The organism is Stutzerimonas nitrititolerans, from assembly GCF_003696285.1.
Taxonomy (GTDB): Bacteria; Pseudomonadota; Gammaproteobacteria; order Pseudomonadales; family Pseudomonadaceae; genus Stutzerimonas; species Stutzerimonas nitrititolerans.
On the sequence record NZ_RFFL01000011.1, the window covers coordinates 65,515 to 79,979 of the forward strand.

Annotated in this window: 16 protein-coding genes; 6 read left to right on the forward strand and 10 right to left on the reverse strand. The window is 61.2% G+C overall.

Annotated features, from left to right (window positions below; genetic code table 11):
• The first annotated feature begins 13 nt into the window (after nucleotides 1-13).
• Both EA795_RS14460 and hda read left to right on the forward strand, forming a co-directional pair.
• Nucleotides 14-1,096: an AI-2E family transporter gene (locus tag EA795_RS14460; protein WP_122078068.1), complete on the forward strand. Its 1,083-nt coding sequence runs from the start codon at nucleotides 14-16 to the stop codon at nucleotides 1,094-1,096.
• Entirely contained in the window at nucleotides 1,093-1,797 is a 705-nt protein-coding gene (gene hda / locus EA795_RS14465) for a DnaA regulatory inactivator Hda (protein ID WP_058075314.1), read from the forward strand. Before EA795_RS14460 ends, hda begins: the two co-directional genes overlap by 4 nt.
• A 96-nt stretch (nucleotides 1,798-1,893) precedes the next feature.
• On the opposite strand, the gene scpC is transcribed toward hda, so the two are convergent.
• The 4 genes from scpC to arsC all read right to left on the reverse strand — a co-directional run bounded on the left by scpC (nucleotide 1,894) and on the right by arsC (nucleotide 5,065).
• Entirely contained in the window at nucleotides 1,894-3,402 is a 1,509-nt protein-coding gene (scpC, locus tag EA795_RS14470; protein WP_058075313.1) for a succinyl-CoA:acetate CoA-transferase ScpC, read from the reverse strand.
• Between the two features lie 304 nt (nucleotides 3,403-3,706).
• Nucleotides 3,707-4,117, reverse strand: coding sequence for a DUF2069 domain-containing protein (locus EA795_RS14475; protein ID WP_122078070.1), 411 nt, complete (start codon nucleotides 4,115-4,117; stop codon nucleotides 3,707-3,709).
• On the reverse strand, nucleotides 4,110-4,715 hold the full coding sequence (wrbA, locus tag EA795_RS14480; RefSeq protein ID WP_122078071.1) for an NAD(P)H:quinone oxidoreductase: 606 nt from the start codon (nucleotides 4,713-4,715) through the stop codon (nucleotides 4,110-4,112). The genes EA795_RS14475 and wrbA overlap by 8 nt, the downstream gene beginning before the upstream one ends.
• Nucleotides 4,712-5,065 carry an arsenate reductase (glutaredoxin) gene (arsC, locus tag EA795_RS14485; protein WP_014852331.1) on the reverse strand — a complete coding sequence of 118 codons (354 nt, stop codon included), beginning with the start codon at nucleotides 5,063-5,065 and terminating at the stop codon, nucleotides 4,712-4,714. The genes wrbA and arsC overlap by 4 nt, the downstream gene beginning before the upstream one ends.
• A gap of 172 nt (nucleotides 5,066-5,237) precedes the next feature.
• Here arsC and EA795_RS14490 point away from each other — a divergent pair, with 172 nt between their 5' ends.
• Both EA795_RS14490 and EA795_RS14495 read left to right on the forward strand, forming a co-directional pair.
• Nucleotides 5,238-6,530, forward strand: a complete 1,293-nt coding sequence (locus tag EA795_RS14490) for a YihY family inner membrane protein (protein WP_122078073.1) — start codon at nucleotides 5,238-5,240, stop codon at nucleotides 6,528-6,530.
• Complete coding sequence (locus EA795_RS14495) at nucleotides 6,527-7,003, forward strand: TlpA family protein disulfide reductase (protein WP_058075310.1); 477 nt, start codon at nucleotides 6,527-6,529, stop codon at nucleotides 7,001-7,003. Before EA795_RS14490 ends, EA795_RS14495 begins: the two co-directional genes overlap by 4 nt.
• A gap of 163 nt (nucleotides 7,004-7,166) precedes the next feature.
• Here EA795_RS14495 and EA795_RS14500 read toward each other — a convergent pair whose 3' ends face one another.
• The 4 genes from EA795_RS14500 to EA795_RS14515 all read right to left on the reverse strand — a co-directional run bounded on the left by EA795_RS14500 (nucleotide 7,167) and on the right by EA795_RS14515 (nucleotide 11,834).
• On the reverse strand, nucleotides 7,167-7,739 hold the full coding sequence (locus EA795_RS14500) for a lytic transglycosylase domain-containing protein (protein ID WP_122078075.1): 573 nt from the start codon (nucleotides 7,737-7,739) through the stop codon (nucleotides 7,167-7,169).
• Between the two features lie 5 nt (nucleotides 7,740-7,744).
• Nucleotides 7,745-8,698: a hypothetical protein gene (locus tag EA795_RS14505; RefSeq protein WP_122078076.1), complete on the reverse strand. Its 954-nt coding sequence runs from the start codon at nucleotides 8,696-8,698 to the stop codon at nucleotides 7,745-7,747.
• Nucleotides 8,699-8,706: 8 nt separating this feature from the next.
• Nucleotides 8,707-10,422, reverse strand: a complete 1,716-nt coding sequence (locus tag EA795_RS14510; RefSeq protein WP_122078078.1) for a proline--tRNA ligase — start codon at nucleotides 10,420-10,422, stop codon at nucleotides 8,707-8,709.
• A gap of 170 nt (nucleotides 10,423-10,592) precedes the next feature.
• Complete coding sequence (locus tag EA795_RS14515) at nucleotides 10,593-11,834, reverse strand: OprD family porin (RefSeq protein ID WP_058078168.1); 1,242 nt, start codon at nucleotides 11,832-11,834, stop codon at nucleotides 10,593-10,595.
• Between the two features lie 411 nt (nucleotides 11,835-12,245).
• Between EA795_RS14515 and EA795_RS14520 the strand changes: the two genes are divergently transcribed.
• The gene (locus EA795_RS14520; protein WP_122078079.1) at nucleotides 12,246-12,668 is read left to right on the forward strand and encodes an HIT family protein; all 423 of its coding nucleotides are present in this window, start codon (nucleotides 12,246-12,248) and stop codon (nucleotides 12,666-12,668) included.
• Nucleotides 12,669-12,671: 3 nt separating this feature from the next.
• Nucleotides 12,672-12,878: a SlyX family protein gene (locus EA795_RS14525; protein WP_014852339.1), complete on the forward strand. Its 207-nt coding sequence runs from the start codon at nucleotides 12,672-12,674 to the stop codon at nucleotides 12,876-12,878.
• Nucleotides 12,879-12,955: 77 nt separating this feature from the next.
• Here the strand turns inward: EA795_RS14525 and EA795_RS21520 are convergent, their stop codons facing one another.
• Both EA795_RS21520 and EA795_RS14535 read right to left on the reverse strand, forming a co-directional pair.
• On the reverse strand, nucleotides 12,956-13,576 hold the full coding sequence (locus EA795_RS21520; protein WP_122078081.1) for a cold-shock protein: 621 nt from the start codon (nucleotides 13,574-13,576) through the stop codon (nucleotides 12,956-12,958).
• Nucleotides 13,577-13,891: 315 nt separating this feature from the next.
• A complete protein-coding gene (locus EA795_RS14535; protein ID WP_014852341.1) occupies nucleotides 13,892-14,362 on the reverse strand; it encodes a Dps family protein in 471 nt (156 codons plus the stop codon).
• Nucleotides 14,363-14,465: the final 103 nt, after the last annotated feature.

Here is a 14,465-nt window from a genome sequence, read left to right on the forward strand (position 1 = left end):
TCAGGGATCGAACATGACCATCACCCAATCGAATCGCTGGCCCTGGCTGGTGGCATTGCTGCTGTGTGGCTGGCTGCTTTATCAGCTCACGCCGATCCTGTCGCCCTTTCTGGTCGGCATCCTGCTGGCCTATCTGGGCGATCCGCTGGTGGATCGTCTGGAGCGCTGGAAGCTGTCCCGTACCTGGGGTGTGGTGGCGGTGTTCACCCTGTTCAGCCTGCTGCTGGTATTGCTGATCCTGGTGCTGGTGCCGATGCTCGGCAAGCAGCTGATGCACCTGTACCAGCTGACCCCGTTGGCGCTGGACTGGCTGCAGCTCGAGGCGTTGCCCTGGATGCAGATGCAGTTCGGTCTGGAGGAGGACTTCTGGCGCTTCGACAGGGTCAAGCAGGCCATTACCGATAATCTCGGCAGCACCACCGACGTGGTAGGGCTGATCCTCAGCCAGGCCACGGCCTCCGGTCTCGCGCTGCTGGCCTGGCTGGGCAATCTGCTGCTGGTGCCGGTGGTCGGCTTCTATCTGCTGCGTGACTGGGATCTGATCATGGCCAAGCTGCGCAAATTGCTGCCGCGTCGCCGCGAGGCGATGGTGGTCGGGCTGATGCGGGAGTGCCACGAGGTGATAGGGGCGTTCCTGCGCGGACAATTGTTGGTGATGCTGGCGCTGGCCGTGGTCTACGCCAGCGGCCTGATGCTGATCGGGCTGCAGCTGGGGCTGCTGATCGGTGTGCTGGCCGGCCTGGCCAGCATCGTGCCCTACATGGGCTTCGTGGTCGGTATCGGGGCGGCGATCGTCGCGGTGTTGTTCCAGTCCGGTATTGATCTCTACCTCTTGCTCGGCGTGGCGGCGGTATTTACGGTCGGCCAGTTGCTCGAGGGCATGTTGCTGACGCCCTTGCTGGTCGGTGATCGCATCGGCCTGCATCCGGTCGCGGTGATCTTCGCGGTGCTTGCTGGTGGGCAGTTGTTTGGCTTCACCGGCGTGCTGCTGGCGCTGCCTGTCGCGGCGGTGATCATGGTTCTGCTGCGCCATGTGCATGATCTCTATAAACTCTCGGACCTTTACGCACCGGCCGAACCTCCCAGCCAACCATGAAACCCATCCAGCTCCCTCTCGGCATCCGTCTGCGCGACGATGCCACCTTCGCCAACTTCTATCCCGGCGCCAACGCTGCGGCGCTGGGTTATGTCGAACGGCTCTGTTCGCCGGCGGCCGGTTGGTCCGATGAGTTGATCTACCTCTGGGGGCAGGCTGGAGTCGGACGCAGCCATCTGTTGCAGGCCGCCTGCCTGCGGGTGGAAGAGCGTGGCGAACTGGCCGTCTACCTGCCGCTTGCCGAAGTGGCCGGGTACGGCACCGCGTTGCTCGATGATCTCGAGCAGAGCGAGCTGGTATGCGTGGATGACCTGGACGCCGTTGCGGGTGATCCGGTGTGGGAAGAAGCCCTGTTCCATCTGTTCAACAGGTTGCGTGACAGTGGTCGACGCTTGCTGCTCGCTGCCGCGGCCTCGCCCCGTGAGCTCGCCGTACAACTGCCGGATCTCAAGTCGCGGCTGAGCCTGGCTCTGGTGTTCCAGTTGCAGCAGCTCTCAGATGAGGACAAGCTGCGCGCGCTCCAGCTGCGTGCGTCGCGCCGTGGCCTGAACCTGCCGGATGATGTGGGACGCTTCATCCTCACCCGTGGTGCGCGCAGCATGAGTGCGCTGTTCGAGCTGCTGGACCGCCTCGATCAGGCTTCGCTGCAGGCACAGCGCAAGCTGACCATTCCCTTCCTCAAGGAAACCCTCGGCTGGTAGATGGCTGGTAGGCCACAGGTTTGGCCTGGCAAGCAAAGCAACCACTTCGGAAATGAAAAAGGGCCCCAAGGGGCCCTTTTTGTTCATGACGCTGAATTACTTCAGTTTCATGGTGCCGTGCTCGGCCAGGTGATTGTGCCAGGAGAAGGCCTTTTCCAGCACGTGCGGGGTGTGACCGCCGCGCGCCTTGGCTTCTTCCAGGTAATCCAGCGCCTGCTGCTTGTAGTCCGGGTGCATGCAGTTGTTGATCATGCGCTCGGCCGCCTCGATGGGCGCCAGCCCGCGCAGGTCCGCAAAGCCCTGTTCGGTGATGATCACGTCAACATCATGGTTGGTGTGGTCGACGTGGGTCACGAAAGGCACGATGGAGGAGACGTTGCCGTTCTTGGCCGTGGAAGTCGTCACGAAGATGCTGATACGCGCGTTCCGGGCGAAGTCACCCGAGCCGCCGATACCGTTCATCATGTGGGTGCCGCTGACGTGAGTGGAGTTCACGTTGCCGTAGATATCCACTTCCAGTGCCGTGTTGAAGGAAATGATGCCCAGGCGGCGAATGACTTCAGGATGGTTGGAGATTTCCTGAGGGCGGAACACCACTTTGCCGGCGTACTTGGCCATGTCGGACGCCAGGTTGTCCACGCGCTTCTTCGACAGGGAGAACGCGGTGCCTGCAGCGAACTTCACGACGCCTGCGTCGATCAGGTCGAACACGCCGTCCTGCAGCACTTCGGAAGCCACCACCAGGTCCTTGAACTCGGAAGTCCGCATGCCGTTCAGAACCGCGTTGGCAACGGAGCCCACGCCGGACTGCAGCGGGGCGAGGCTGTTGGTGAGACGGCCTGATTTCACTTCGGCGCGCAGGAAGTCCAGCAGGTTGTCGGCGATTTTCTGGGTTTCCGCGTTCGGTTCGAACAGCGGCGAAGGAATGTCCGGCTGGCTGGACAGCACGATGCCGCGGACCTTGGCCGGATCGACCGGGATGCCCACGGTACCGATACGGGTGCTGATGTCGTAGACAGGAATGTCCTTACGGGCGTTTTCACCGGCAGGGCCCGGGATATAGATATCGTGCATGCCTTCGTACTCGCGCGGAGCAGAAGTGTTCAGCTCGATGATCACGTGTTTGGCGGTCTGTACGAAGATCGGGGAGTTGCCCACGGAACCGGTCGGGATGATCTGGCCGTCTTCGGTAATGGCTGCCGCTTCGATGATCGCGTAGTCGACCTGAGGCAGTACGCCCTGACGGATCAGTTCCGCCATGTGGGACAGATGCTGGTCGATGTAGAGCACTTCACCCGCGTTGATCTTCTTGCGCTGGACCGGGTTGCCCTGATAGGGGATGCGCTTGTTGATGATGCCGGCTTCGGCCATGGACTGGTCAGCGGCCGGGCCCATGGAGGCGCCGGTGAATAGGTTGACCTTGAACTTCTCTTTCTGGCCGCGCTCAGACAACGCTCGGGGGAATTCCTTCGGCTCGCCGAACAGGGTGAAGCCACTCATCCCCAGCGTCATGCCGTCTTCGACCCACGATGCTGCCTCTTCTGCGGAGACGACTTTGTCCAAAAATGCAGCATTGCGAATGTATTTGTTTAAATCCGTTGTCATGAAGTCACCGCTGAATTCGTCTCATGGATGTCTGTCGATGGTCCGGCAGCCGCACATCTGAAGGCGTCTCGATGGGCGCTGGATGCAACTGCCTCGGGTCCAGGCAAAATCGATCTTTACCACTGGGCCGCATTGAACTTCATCGCGCTTATAACGTACATACTTAGATGCTCGCCACCCATTTTAGAGGCCCTCGCTTTTTTGGCAGTTATACTAAGGTCGATTGCCAGATCGGGTTGTATCCGCTTGTTGCCGCTTCACCGTCCTTCCGCTACCGAGTGAGGCGGCCGCTCTTTCGAGCCGCTCAGCTTTCGCCTGCAGCCTTCCGCGCGTACTGATAACCCCAGCGGGTGTAGAGCAGTGCGGCGACGAAGAGCACCAGGCTGATGATCGCTTCCAGCCAGCCGAAGACCATCCGCGCGGGGTTTATCGTAGCCAGCACACCCTGGATGAAATACAGATTGACGATGAAGCACAGCCACGCATGCGCGCGCGGGCTGCCGGTAAGCATGCCGGGTGCGACCAGCAGCAGCGGGATCAGCTGGATGCTGACCACCACCCAGGTTCTTGCGCCGTGCAGGTCGGCGAACGCCAGGTTCCACACCAGCAGCAGTACGGCCAGGGCGGCGAAGCTGATCAGGCTGACGGCGCGGCTGATCTTCACGCGCGGCTTCAGCCACTCCAGCGAGGGCAGGGGTTTGGGTTTTCTAGCCACGAACGTTCTCCAGGCCTATGGCCGTCTGCGCCACACGTTGGCCGAGTGTGCGGCACAAGGTGATTTCGTGCGGGTCCAGGCGGCGTTTGCCGTCGGCGCCGGCAAAATGACTGGCGCCATAAGGCGTGCCGCCGCCCGAGGTCTCCAGCAGGGCGTTCTCGCTGTAGGGCAGGCCGAGCACCAGCATGCCGTGGTGCAGCAGGGGCAGCAGCATCGACAGCAGCGTCGTTTCCTGGCCGCCATGCAGGCTTGCCGTCGAGGTGAATACGCCTGCGGGTTTGCCGACCAGTTCGCCGGTCAGCCACAGGCCGCTGGTGCCGTCGAGAAAATACTTCAGCGGCGCGGCCATGTTGCCGAAGCGGGTCGGGCTGCCCAGGACGAGGCCCGCGCAGTTCTTGAGGTCTTCGAGGGTCGCGTAGACGGCGCCTTCCTCAGGCACCGCGGGCGCGACCGCCTCGCATTCGCTGGATACCGCGGGCACCGTGCGCAACCGCGCTTCCATACCGGTCAGTTCGATGCCGCGGGCTATGTGGCGGGCCATTTCGGCGGTGGCGCCGTGACGGCTGTAATACAGCACCAGGATGTAGGGTGCGCTCACGGCAGGATCTCCAGCACTTTCTCCGGTGGGCGGCCGACAGTTGCGCGGTTACCCGCAACCAGGATTGGCCGCTCGATCAGCCGTGGATGAGCCACCATGGCTTCGATCAGTTGCTCATCGGACAAGTCGGAATCGGCCAGATTGAGCTGCTTGTATTCGTCCTCACCAGTGCGTAGCAACTGCCGGGGCGCGATGCCCAGCTTGTTCAGCACATCCTGAAGTTCTGCGGCTGTCGGGGGCGTTTCGAGGTAACGGATGATGGTTGGGGTCAGGCCACGGCCTTCGAGCAGTTCCAGCGCGCTACGCGACTTGGAACAGCGGGGGTTGTGATAGAGCGTCAGTTCGGTCATTTTCGGGTTGCTTCGCGCCAGAGGAGTTGGCCATTCTAACCTTCCACGAGGCGATGCCTGAAATGTCGGCGTCGCCTCGGCTGGAAACATCGAATGAACGTCGAGAAACCGGCCGGATCGCCGTCCGGGCGGGTGCCGTGTGGTTGGCGGCCTCGTTTGCAAAGGAGAGGGCATGCCACAGCGCATCGATGATCTGGTGGAATTCTGTCGCTTCCTGCTGCAGCGTTTTCTGGCCGACCGAGGACCGCAAAGCGCGGCGGCCCTGACCTACACCACGTTGTTCGCCGTGGTGCCGATGATGACCGTCACCTTCGCCATGCTGTCCGCCATTCCCGCATTCCAGGGCGTGGGTGAGCAGATCCAGATGTACATCTTCAGCAACTTCATACCCTCCACTGGCGCGACCATCCAGCAGTATCTGGTGGCCTTCACCGACCAGGCACGGCAGTTGACCTGGTTCGGCGTGGGCTTTTTGATGGCGACGGCGCTGATGATGTTGCTGACCATCGAGAAAGCCTTCAATGCCATCTGGCGGGTGCGCCAGCCCAGGCGCGGCATGTCGAGCTTCCTGCTTTACTGGGCGATTCTGAGCCTTGGCCCCCTGTTGCTGGGGGCGGCGTTCGCGATGAGCACCTACATCACTTCCCTGTCGCTGATCTCGGGGCCGGACGCCTTGCTCGGCGTCGGCATCCTGCTCAAGGCAATGCCGCTGATCCTGAGCATCGCGGCCTTCACGCTTATCTACGCCGCGGTGCCCAATACGCGCGTGTCGCTGCGCCATGCGCTGGTCGGCGGGGTGTTTACCGCTGTGCTGTTCGAGGCGGCCAAGCAGCTGTTCGGACTTTATGTGCGTTTTTTCCCCAGCTATCAGCTGATCTACGGCGCTTTCGCGGCGGTACCGCTGTTTCTGCTCTGGATCTACCTGTCCTGGATGATTGTCCTGTTCGGTGCCGAGCTGGTCTGTGGGCAATCTTCCTCGCAGCGGTGGCGGCGCCAGTCGACGCCCCGCCTGTTGGTGATGCTGGTGCTGCTGAGAATTCTCCATGAGCGCCAGCAGTCGGGACGTGAGGTGCGCCTGCGCGACGTGCACCGCAGTGGCTGGCTTCTCCCACAGGATGAATGGGACGAAATACTCGAGTTCTTCGAGCGCGAACGGCTGGTCTGCCGGACCGGCTCGTCGGGCTGGGTGCTGTGTCGGGACCTCGATCACTACAGTTTCGATCGGTTGCTGCGGCATAACCCCTGGCCCATGGCGGGCTCGCAGGCACTGCCGGAGCAGCTCGACGAGCCTTGGTACCCTGCCGTGCGCCAGTCGCTGGAGCTGTTGCGTAGCGAGCAGACCCGCTTGTTTGGTGGCAGCATCGCGGATTGGTTGCAAGGCGAGGAGGGCGTAAGCGCCGCCTCGCGAAGAAAAGCGGGTGCGCCCGGAGTCGAATCCATGAGATTGTCAGAGGACGAGCGATGAGCAGGTTCATGCGGGTGGTCGGCCTACTGGGCTGTGTGGCGCTGGCCGGTTGCGGCGAGGAATGGGGCGTGGATCAGCACGGTCAGCCGGTAACGGCCGCGCAGCTGGAGGGCCAGTGGCTGGTGATCAATTATTGGGCGGAGTGGTGCGGCCCCTGCCGTACGGAGATTCCCGAGCTAAACGCCATGGCCGCCTCGCCCGATGGCCCGGTGGTGCTCGGGGTGAATTTCGATGGACTTCAGGGTGAGGAGCTGGCCCAGGCCTCGCAGGCGCTGGGTATCGAGTTCCGGGTGCTGGCGGAAGATCCGGCCGAACGTCTGCAGTTGCCGCGCAGCGCGGTGCTGCCGGTGACCTTTCTGGTGGATGGCGAAGGCAAGGTTCGTCAGCAACTGGTGGGTGAACAGACCGCGGAAGGGCTCGAAGCACAGCTGGCGCAACTGGGACGTGAAGGGAGCGGGCAGAGTACCGACTAACTCAATATTCCTCGAACGTGGGTTTACGCTTTTGTCTGATTCGGAGTCACCGAGCGCTGATCGCGAGCGAGCTCGCTCCTACAAAACCAAACGCCGCCTGCAGCGTGCCGTAGGAGCCAGCTTGCTGGCGATCCGACGCCACACTGAAAATCGGCTCCGGAGCTCAGGGCTTCACGTACCAGAAGTCCTGCCAGAATCCGATCACCTTCGCCGGGTAGCGGGTCTTGCCGAGGCTGCCGTTGTAGCGGGCGAGCGCGCGCTGGATATCGCCGTTCTCACGCTTGAGGTAGTAGCTGAGAATGGTGCAGCCGTAACGCAGGTTGGTGGCGTTGTCGGTGAGGTTGTCTTGCGGCCGTCCCAATTCCGCTTTCCAAAAGGGCATCACTTGCATCAGGCCTTGGGCACCGACGCTGGAAATGGCGAAGCGGTCGAAATGGCTTTCGGCATGGATCAGGGCCAGCACCATGTCCGGCTTCAGGCCGGCCTTGCTGGCTTCGCGGTGCACCAGACGCAGCAGCGTCAGGCGCTCCGATGCATCCGGCATGTAGCGCGTGAGACGCGTCGACATGTCCAGCAGCCAGACTTCGGCATCGAAACGGTCCTGGAAGCTGTCCGCTTCGGCGACGGTGCGCTGCAGCAAATCACGCAGTTCGGGTTCTGGCGCCTGACGCAGGCTCGCCGTGGCTGGCAGTGCGAGCGCCAATAGCAGCATCAGCAGGGCACTGCGCAGCGCCATGGCGGTCAGTCGCTCTTGCCGAGATCGTTGGCTTGGCGTCCGGCGTCCTGCATCAGCTTGTGCAGAAATTCCTGCTGCAGTTCCGGGTCGTTGCGGGTGAGCTCGATCAGGCTCTGCTCGAGTTCGCTGGCTTCCTCTTCCAGCCCCAGTTCGGACAGCCGCTTGACCCGGTGTACCCACTGGGCGATGTCGTCGCCTTCCAGGTCCGCGTAGATCAGGTCGTGAGCTTCCTGCAACTTGCCACGGAGGTTGCGGCTGACCAGTAGATAGGCGTCGGCACGGGTGCCGTCCTGCTCGTCTTCGACCGTCAGCAGCAGTTTGCCGATCTCGCTGATGTGCTGCTCGGCGAACGGCCCATCGAGCAGGTTGAGCCGCAGCACGCCGTTACGGTCGGTGTTCAGTTCGTGAGTCTGTGGGCCGGCGACAACCTGTACCGGGCGTTCGGCCCAGGGAAGACTCGAGTACTCCAGCCGCGTATCTCGCCGTTGCTCCTGGATGCTGGCGAGATTCTGCTGTGCACGGCCGTTCGATTCGGTATTGATGAACGGGTTGAGCCCGGCAAAGCCATAGCTGATCCAGCCACGCGTGGCGCTCTCGGGCAGATTGCCGAGCAGCACGACATTGAGCACGTTAGCCCCGACACCCGCGACCACGGCGACAGCGCCCAGCGGAATCTCGTACAGCTCGCGCCACGCCTGATAAGGCGTGTAGCGGTCATAGCGACGGCTCACCTCGAAGTCGGTCACTTCGAAGGTCTTCTGGTCCAGGATACGGATGCGCCGTTGTGGTAGTTCCAGCAGCGGCTCGCCGACTTCTATGCGCAGGCTGTGATCGAGCAGCTGCCTTTCGGTGCGCGCCTCGTGCTCGCTGCGCTGCGGCAACTGGTTGGCACAGCCGCCAAGAAGAAGCGCCACGCAGAGCGTGGCGCCGGTTGAAGCGAAAACACTTCGGTTGAGCATGATGTCCGTTAGCGACTCGCGCGTGATCTGATGAGGTCGAGGATATCGGCAGCGGGAACGCTCTGGGCCTGCGCATCGCGGCGATGCTTGTACTCCAGGGTGCCCTCAGCGAGCCCGCGGTCACCGATGACGATGCGATGCGGGATGCCGATCAGTTCCATGTCGGCGAATTTGACGCCCGGACTGGTTTTCTTGTCACGGTCATCGAGCAGAACTTCGAAACCGGCGGAGATGAGCTCGGCATAGAGCTTGTCGGTCGCGTCGCGGACCGCTTCGTTCTCGTACTTCATCGGCACCAGAGCGATCTGGAAGGGCGCCAGGGCGTCCGGCCAGAGAATGCCGCGCTCGTCGTAGTTCTGCTCGATGGCGGCAGCCACCACGCGGGATACGCCGATGCCGTAGCAGCCCATGGTCAGAGTGGTCGGCTTGCCGTTCTCACCCATGACGCTGCAGTTCATGGCTTCGCTGTACTTGGTGCCGAGCTGGAAGATGTGCCCGACCTCGATGCCGCGCTTGATCACCAGAGTGCCCTGGCCATCCGGGCTCGGGTCGCCGGCCACCACGTTGCGCAGGTCGGCGATCTCCGGCAGCGGCAGGTCGCGCTCCCAGTTGAGGCCGAAGTAATGCTTGCCGTCTTCGTTGGCGCCCGCGGCGAAGTCGCTCATCAGCGCCACCGAACGGTCGATGACGCAGGGAATCGACAACTTCAGCGGGCCCAGCGAGCCCGGACCGGCACCGATGGCAGCACGGATCTCGGCCTCGGAAGCGAATACCAGCGGGCTGGCTACCTGGCTCAGGTTGGCGGCCTTGATCTCGTTCAGTTCATGATCGCCACGAACGATGAGCGCCACCAGCTGGCCTTCTTCGGCACCGTGCACAACCAGTGTCTTGATCGTTTTCTCGATCGGTAGCTGGAACTGCTCGACCAGGTCGGCAATGGTCCGGGTGTCGGGCGTGTCGACCAGGCGCAGTTCTTCGGTCGCGGCGCCGCGTTCGGATTCGCGCGGAATGGCCTCGGCCTTCTCGATATTGGCGGCGTAGTCGGAGCTGTCGCTGAAGGCGATATCGTCTTCGCCGGATTCGGCCAGCACGTGGAATTCATGGGAGCCGGTACCACCGATGGAGCCGGTGTCGGCCTGCACCGGGCGGTAGTCCAGGCCCAGGCGCGAAAAGATGTTGCAGTAGGCCTGGTGCATGCGGTCATAGGTCTGCTGCAGGGAATCCTGATCGAGGTGGAAGGAGTAGGCGTCCTTCATCAGGAACTCGCGTCCGCGCATCAGGCCGAAGCGCGGGCGGATCTCGTCGCGGAACTTGGTCTGGATCTGATAGAAATTGATCGGCAACTGCTTGTAGCTGTTCAGTTCGTTGCGGGCCAGATCGGTGATGACTTCCTCGTGGGTCGGGCCCACGCAGAATTCGCGGTCGTGGCGATCATGAAGACGCAGCAGTTCAGGGCCGTATTGTTCCCAGCGACCGGATTCCTGCCACAACTCCGCGGGCTGGATTGCCGGCATCAGCACTTCCAGGGCTCCGGCCTTGTTCATCTCGTCACGGACGATGGCCTCGGCCTTGCGCAGCGCGCGCAGGCCCATCGGCATCCAGGTGTAGAGGCCGGAAGCCAGCTTGCGGATCATCCCGGCGCGCAACATCAGCTGGTGGCTGATGACCACTGCATCGGATGGAGTTTCTTTCAGGGTCGAAAGCAGGAACTGACTGGTGCGCATGAGGGCCGTTGTGTCCTTGCAGAGCGGTAATTTGGCTCGGCATTGTACGGCTGCCGGGGGGTGGCGTACAGGTGTGCGGCGGCTGATGGGTGGCGGGGAAATACGATGATTTCACGCAAAAAAAGAAGCCCGGCTAGAGCCGGGCTTCTTTCATGCGTAACCGCGAAGGATTACAGGATGTTCAACGGGTAAATGGCATAGAGACGCCATTCGTTGACATCGTTCCAGGCGGGGTTGTTAGTCCGCAGAATCGAGTTGCGAGCTCTGAGAGTCAGGTCCTTGGCTGCACCATTCTGGAAGGTGTAGGAAACCTGGTTGAAGATTTCGCGCTCGGTCGCCTCGCCCTCGCCACCATAGAATGCCGCGTCGATGTTATCGCCACGCAGGTATGCGGTTTTCCAAGCCAGCCCCGGTACACCGTATCCGCTAAAGTCCAGCTCGTAGCTGGCCTGCCAGGACCGCTCGTCTTTGAAGTTGAAGTCCGAGAGGAAGGAGTTGGCTACCCAAATGCTGCCGCCACCGTCGCCATTGTCGTACAGATAGCCGGTGTCGCCCGAAACGCGCTGGTGCGCGAGGATAAAGGCATGCGAGCCGATGGCATACTTGGCCGAAAGACTCCAAATAGTGTTGTCATCGGCATCAGCGACGATTTCAATATCATCTGTTTTGTAGTAGTTGAAATCGAATGTCAGCGACTGATCTTCAGCCAGGGGCATCACATAGTTGATGTTGGCGTACTTCTTGTCGTAAGTGTCTTCGACGTCGGAGAAGTACAATGAAGCGCTCAGGTTGTCAGTGAAGGCATATGTTCCTCCGAAGACATCAAGGCTCTTCAGGCCATTGTCATCGCGAGCGGGTGAACCCATTGGGCTGTCTGCGGTGAAGCGGCCAGCATTCAGCTCCAGGCCTTCGATTTCAGTGCTGGTGATAAAAGTGCCAGTAAAGGCTTCGGGCAGTAGGCGAGAGTCGTCGGAGGCGATTACAGGCAGATTGACGAATTGGTTGCCATATTTGAGCGTGGTGTTGGAAAGACGCATTTTCACAGCGGCGCCTGCTTCGGAAAGATCATCCGCCCAGTCCCCTGGGAGCTCTGAATCGGTGGGGCCGCCGGGGAACATGTCGTCCTGTCCACCATCAAGTCGCAGGCCGAGCAAGCCATAGGCATCGACACCAAAGCCTACCGGGCCTTGAGTGAAGCCAGATTCGAACGTCAAGATAAAGCCTTGGGCCCAGGTCTTCCTGTCGTGGTTGCCATTGTTATGGTCACGGTTCCAATAGGTATTGCGCAGCAACAGATCCAGACTGGCATCGTCCACGAAACCCTTGGATTCCGATTGGGCACTGGCGAATGCCAGCTGAGAGGTACCGGCCGCAACGGCCATTGCTATGACGCTCCACTTCATCACTTTCATCAGTGATCGCTCCCTTGGTTCTAATTGGTGCTTACTCTTCGGTGTGCCGGAGAGGGGCATTTTGTTTTTTGTATCGAGCTTCAATCTAATCAACGTTTGTTCGGCTGGTCGTGACCTGTAGCAACTCCTGGAAATCAAGTTCCGAGAATTACTGTGTAGCCTGAGAAACGAACGGCGGCAAGCTTACCGCAGCCTTTATAGATTTTCCTGCCCCTTTTCAGCTCATACGAGCCGTTGCAATAACCATGCGCAATTTCGCCGTGCCGCGGTTTCTCGTGATTTGGTGCCATGCCGGCGCACAGGCCTGCGCCAGAAACGAGCATGAGGCCGAGAGTTCGGGCCGCTTCGGTGCAGGGCGGTATTGGCGGGTTTGGAGTATCCTTGCGCAAAAATCTGAGCAGGAGCGTCGCTATGTTCGTTCTCGATTCTCGGCTGGAGCAGGACACCTTGCCGCTGGGGGATTTCCCCTTGTGTCGCCTGTTGTTGATGAATGACAGCCACTATCCATGGTTCATCCTGGTGCCGCGTCGGGAGGAGGTCAGCGAGCTGTTTCAGCTGGATGCTGACGATCAGCAGGCGTTGTGGCGTGAAACCACGGCCCTGGCCGAAACCCTCAAGGATACCTTCGGCGCGGACAAGATGAATGTCGCCACGTTGGGCAACGTGGTGGGGCAGCTGCACATGCATGTCATCGCTCGGCGGCGCGACGATGCGGCCTGGCCTGCTCCGGTCTGGGGGCGCCACCCCGCCGAGCCCTACACCGAGCAACAGATTGCGGCGATTCGGCGGAAGCTGGAGCTGGTGCTTACCGATGATTTCCGCTTCGGAGAATAGATGATGGAGTTGGACAGCCGCATGGCCGATCTGGAGGCACGTTTGGCCTTTCAGGACGATACGATTCAGGCCTTGAACGACGTGCTGGTCGAGCAGCAGCGTGCCATCGACCTGTTGCAGGCGCAGATGGGCATGCTGGCCAGGAGGCAGGCGGATCTGCAGAACAGGATAGGCGGCGATGAAGACGAGGCGCCTCCGCCACACTATTGATTGATTCGGGAAACGAAAAAGCCAGGGCGAAAACCCTGGCTTTTTCGTTATCTAGGGATAGTGCTTCGTCAGACCGCTTAGTGAGTGGTGACCACGTCTTCGGCCTGCAGGCCCTTGTCACGCATCATGATGGTGTATTCGACACGCTGGCCTTCGACCAGTACCCGGTGGCCTTCGCCACGAATCGCGCGGAAATGGACGAAGACATCATCGCCGCTGTCGCGCGAGATGAAGCCAAAGCCTTTCGATGTGTTGAACCATTTGACCGTTCCGGTCTCGCGGCCTGCGGCTGGGGCTACGGCACCCGTATTTCTGGCGCGTGGTGCGGAGGCGGTGCGGCCGTGACGCTCATCGCGCGTCTGAGCGGTAGCCAGGTGCAGCAGTACGGCAATGAAGGCCAGTAGCAGGCTCGCCAGTGTGGCGGGTTGTCCGGCGATGGCTGAAACGGGAATCAGCAGCACGCCGATCTGTATGACGACGGCAAGCACCAGCAGGATCGAGACGGCCAGGATCACGGGGCACTTGGAGCCGCGTGCGTGCAGTTGGGCAGACGGAATGAACTGGGCGTTCAGCAGGCCGAGCAGCAGCAGGCAGATCGCCTCTGGGTGAAGCAGCAGCGGTATGCCGCTACTCAGGCTTGGAACAAAAGACAACACAAGGGCAAGGATGCCCGTCAATACATGGACGATTTTCAGCATTTTCACGACTCACGGTTAACTAACACGATAGGAAAAGCGGCAGGCACTGGGCCGTGTAGGAGGCTCGGCGGGCAGGAAGCGACACTGTCCGATTTCGATGGCGACTCAGGCTGCGGCGCGGGCGTATTTAACAGCAAAGGCAGGCGCCGCTCAAATCGAGCGGGATCGGGGCGAACAACCGCTCGGCGGGTATTCGAACAGGCGGTCGTGTACGTCGGCTGGAGGGTGTCGCGGAATTTCTTCGGTGCGTGGGGTGCGGCCGGTGATGAAGGCAGGGCGGATCGCCGAAGCGATCCACCTCTGAAGTCAGCGTGCTCAGGCGGCCAGCAGGCTGCGCAGCATCCATGCGGTTTTTTCATGAACCTGCATGCGCTGGGTCAGCAGGTCGGCGGTGGGCTCGTCGCTGACCTTGTCCAGCAACGGGAAGATGCCGCGAGCGGTACGTGCCACGGCTTCCTGGCCCTGCACCAGCAGCTTGATCATTTCCTCGGCAGCCGGAATGCCTTCTTCTTCCTTGATCGAAGAAAGGCGCGCATAGGCGCCATAGGTGCCAGGCGCAGGGAAGCCGAGAGCGCGGATGCGTTCGGCGATATCGTCGACGGCCACGGCCAGTTCGGTGTACTGGGTTTCGAACATCGTATGCAGGGTGTTGAACATCGGACCGGTAACGTTCCAGTGGAAGTTGTGGGTCTTCAGGTACAGGGTGTAGGTGTCGGCGAGCAGGCGGGACAGGCCTTCGGCGATGGCGGCGCGGTCCTTCTCGTCGATACCGATATCGATTTCCATGGTTCTCTCCTGAGTCGGTTGGTTCGGCTAATAGTTATGCCAGAAAACGTGGAAGATTTGTGAGGCGATGCGGTGTCGCACCGATGCATCGTTTGGAGGCCCA

Bases quoted from the DNA above. Each gene is read 5' to 3' on its own strand.
- EA795_RS14460 (WP_122078068.1), top strand. From the start codon at position 14: ATGACCATCACCCAATCGAATCGCTGGCCCTGGCTGGTGGCATTGCTG.
- hda (WP_058075314.1), top strand. From the start codon at position 1,093: ATGAAACCCATCCAGCTCCCTCTCGGCATCCGTCTGCGCGACGATGCC.
- scpC (WP_058075313.1), bottom strand. From the start codon at position 3,402: ATGACAACGGATTTAAACAAATACATTCGCAATGCTGCATTTTTGGAC.
- arsC (WP_014852331.1), bottom strand. From the start codon at position 5,065: ATGACCGAACTGACGCTCTATCACAACCCCCGCTGTTCCAAGTCGCGT.
- EA795_RS14490 (WP_122078073.1), top strand. From the start codon at position 5,238: ATGCCACAGCGCATCGATGATCTGGTGGAATTCTGTCGCTTCCTGCTG.
- EA795_RS14495 (WP_058075310.1), top strand. From the start codon at position 6,527: ATGAGCAGGTTCATGCGGGTGGTCGGCCTACTGGGCTGTGTGGCGCTG.
- EA795_RS14500 (WP_122078075.1), bottom strand. From the start codon at position 7,739: ATGGCGCTGCGCAGTGCCCTGCTGATGCTGCTATTGGCGCTCGCACTG.
- EA795_RS14505 (WP_122078076.1), bottom strand. From the start codon at position 8,698: ATGCTCAACCGAAGTGTTTTCGCTTCAACCGGCGCCACGCTCTGCGTG.
- EA795_RS14510 (WP_122078078.1), bottom strand. From the start codon at position 10,422: ATGCGCACCAGTCAGTTCCTGCTTTCGACCCTGAAAGAAACTCCATCC.
- EA795_RS14515 (WP_058078168.1), bottom strand. From the start codon at position 11,834: ATGAAAGTGATGAAGTGGAGCGTCATAGCAATGGCCGTTGCGGCCGGT.
- EA795_RS14520 (WP_122078079.1), top strand. From the start codon at position 12,246: ATGTTCGTTCTCGATTCTCGGCTGGAGCAGGACACCTTGCCGCTGGGG.
- EA795_RS14525 (WP_014852339.1), top strand. From the start codon at position 12,672: ATGGAGTTGGACAGCCGCATGGCCGATCTGGAGGCACGTTTGGCCTTT.
- EA795_RS21520 (WP_122078081.1), bottom strand. From the start codon at position 13,576: ATGCTGAAAATCGTCCATGTATTGACGGGCATCCTTGCCCTTGTGTTG.
- EA795_RS14535 (WP_014852341.1), bottom strand. From the start codon at position 14,362: ATGGAAATCGATATCGGTATCGACGAGAAGGACCGCGCCGCCATCGCC.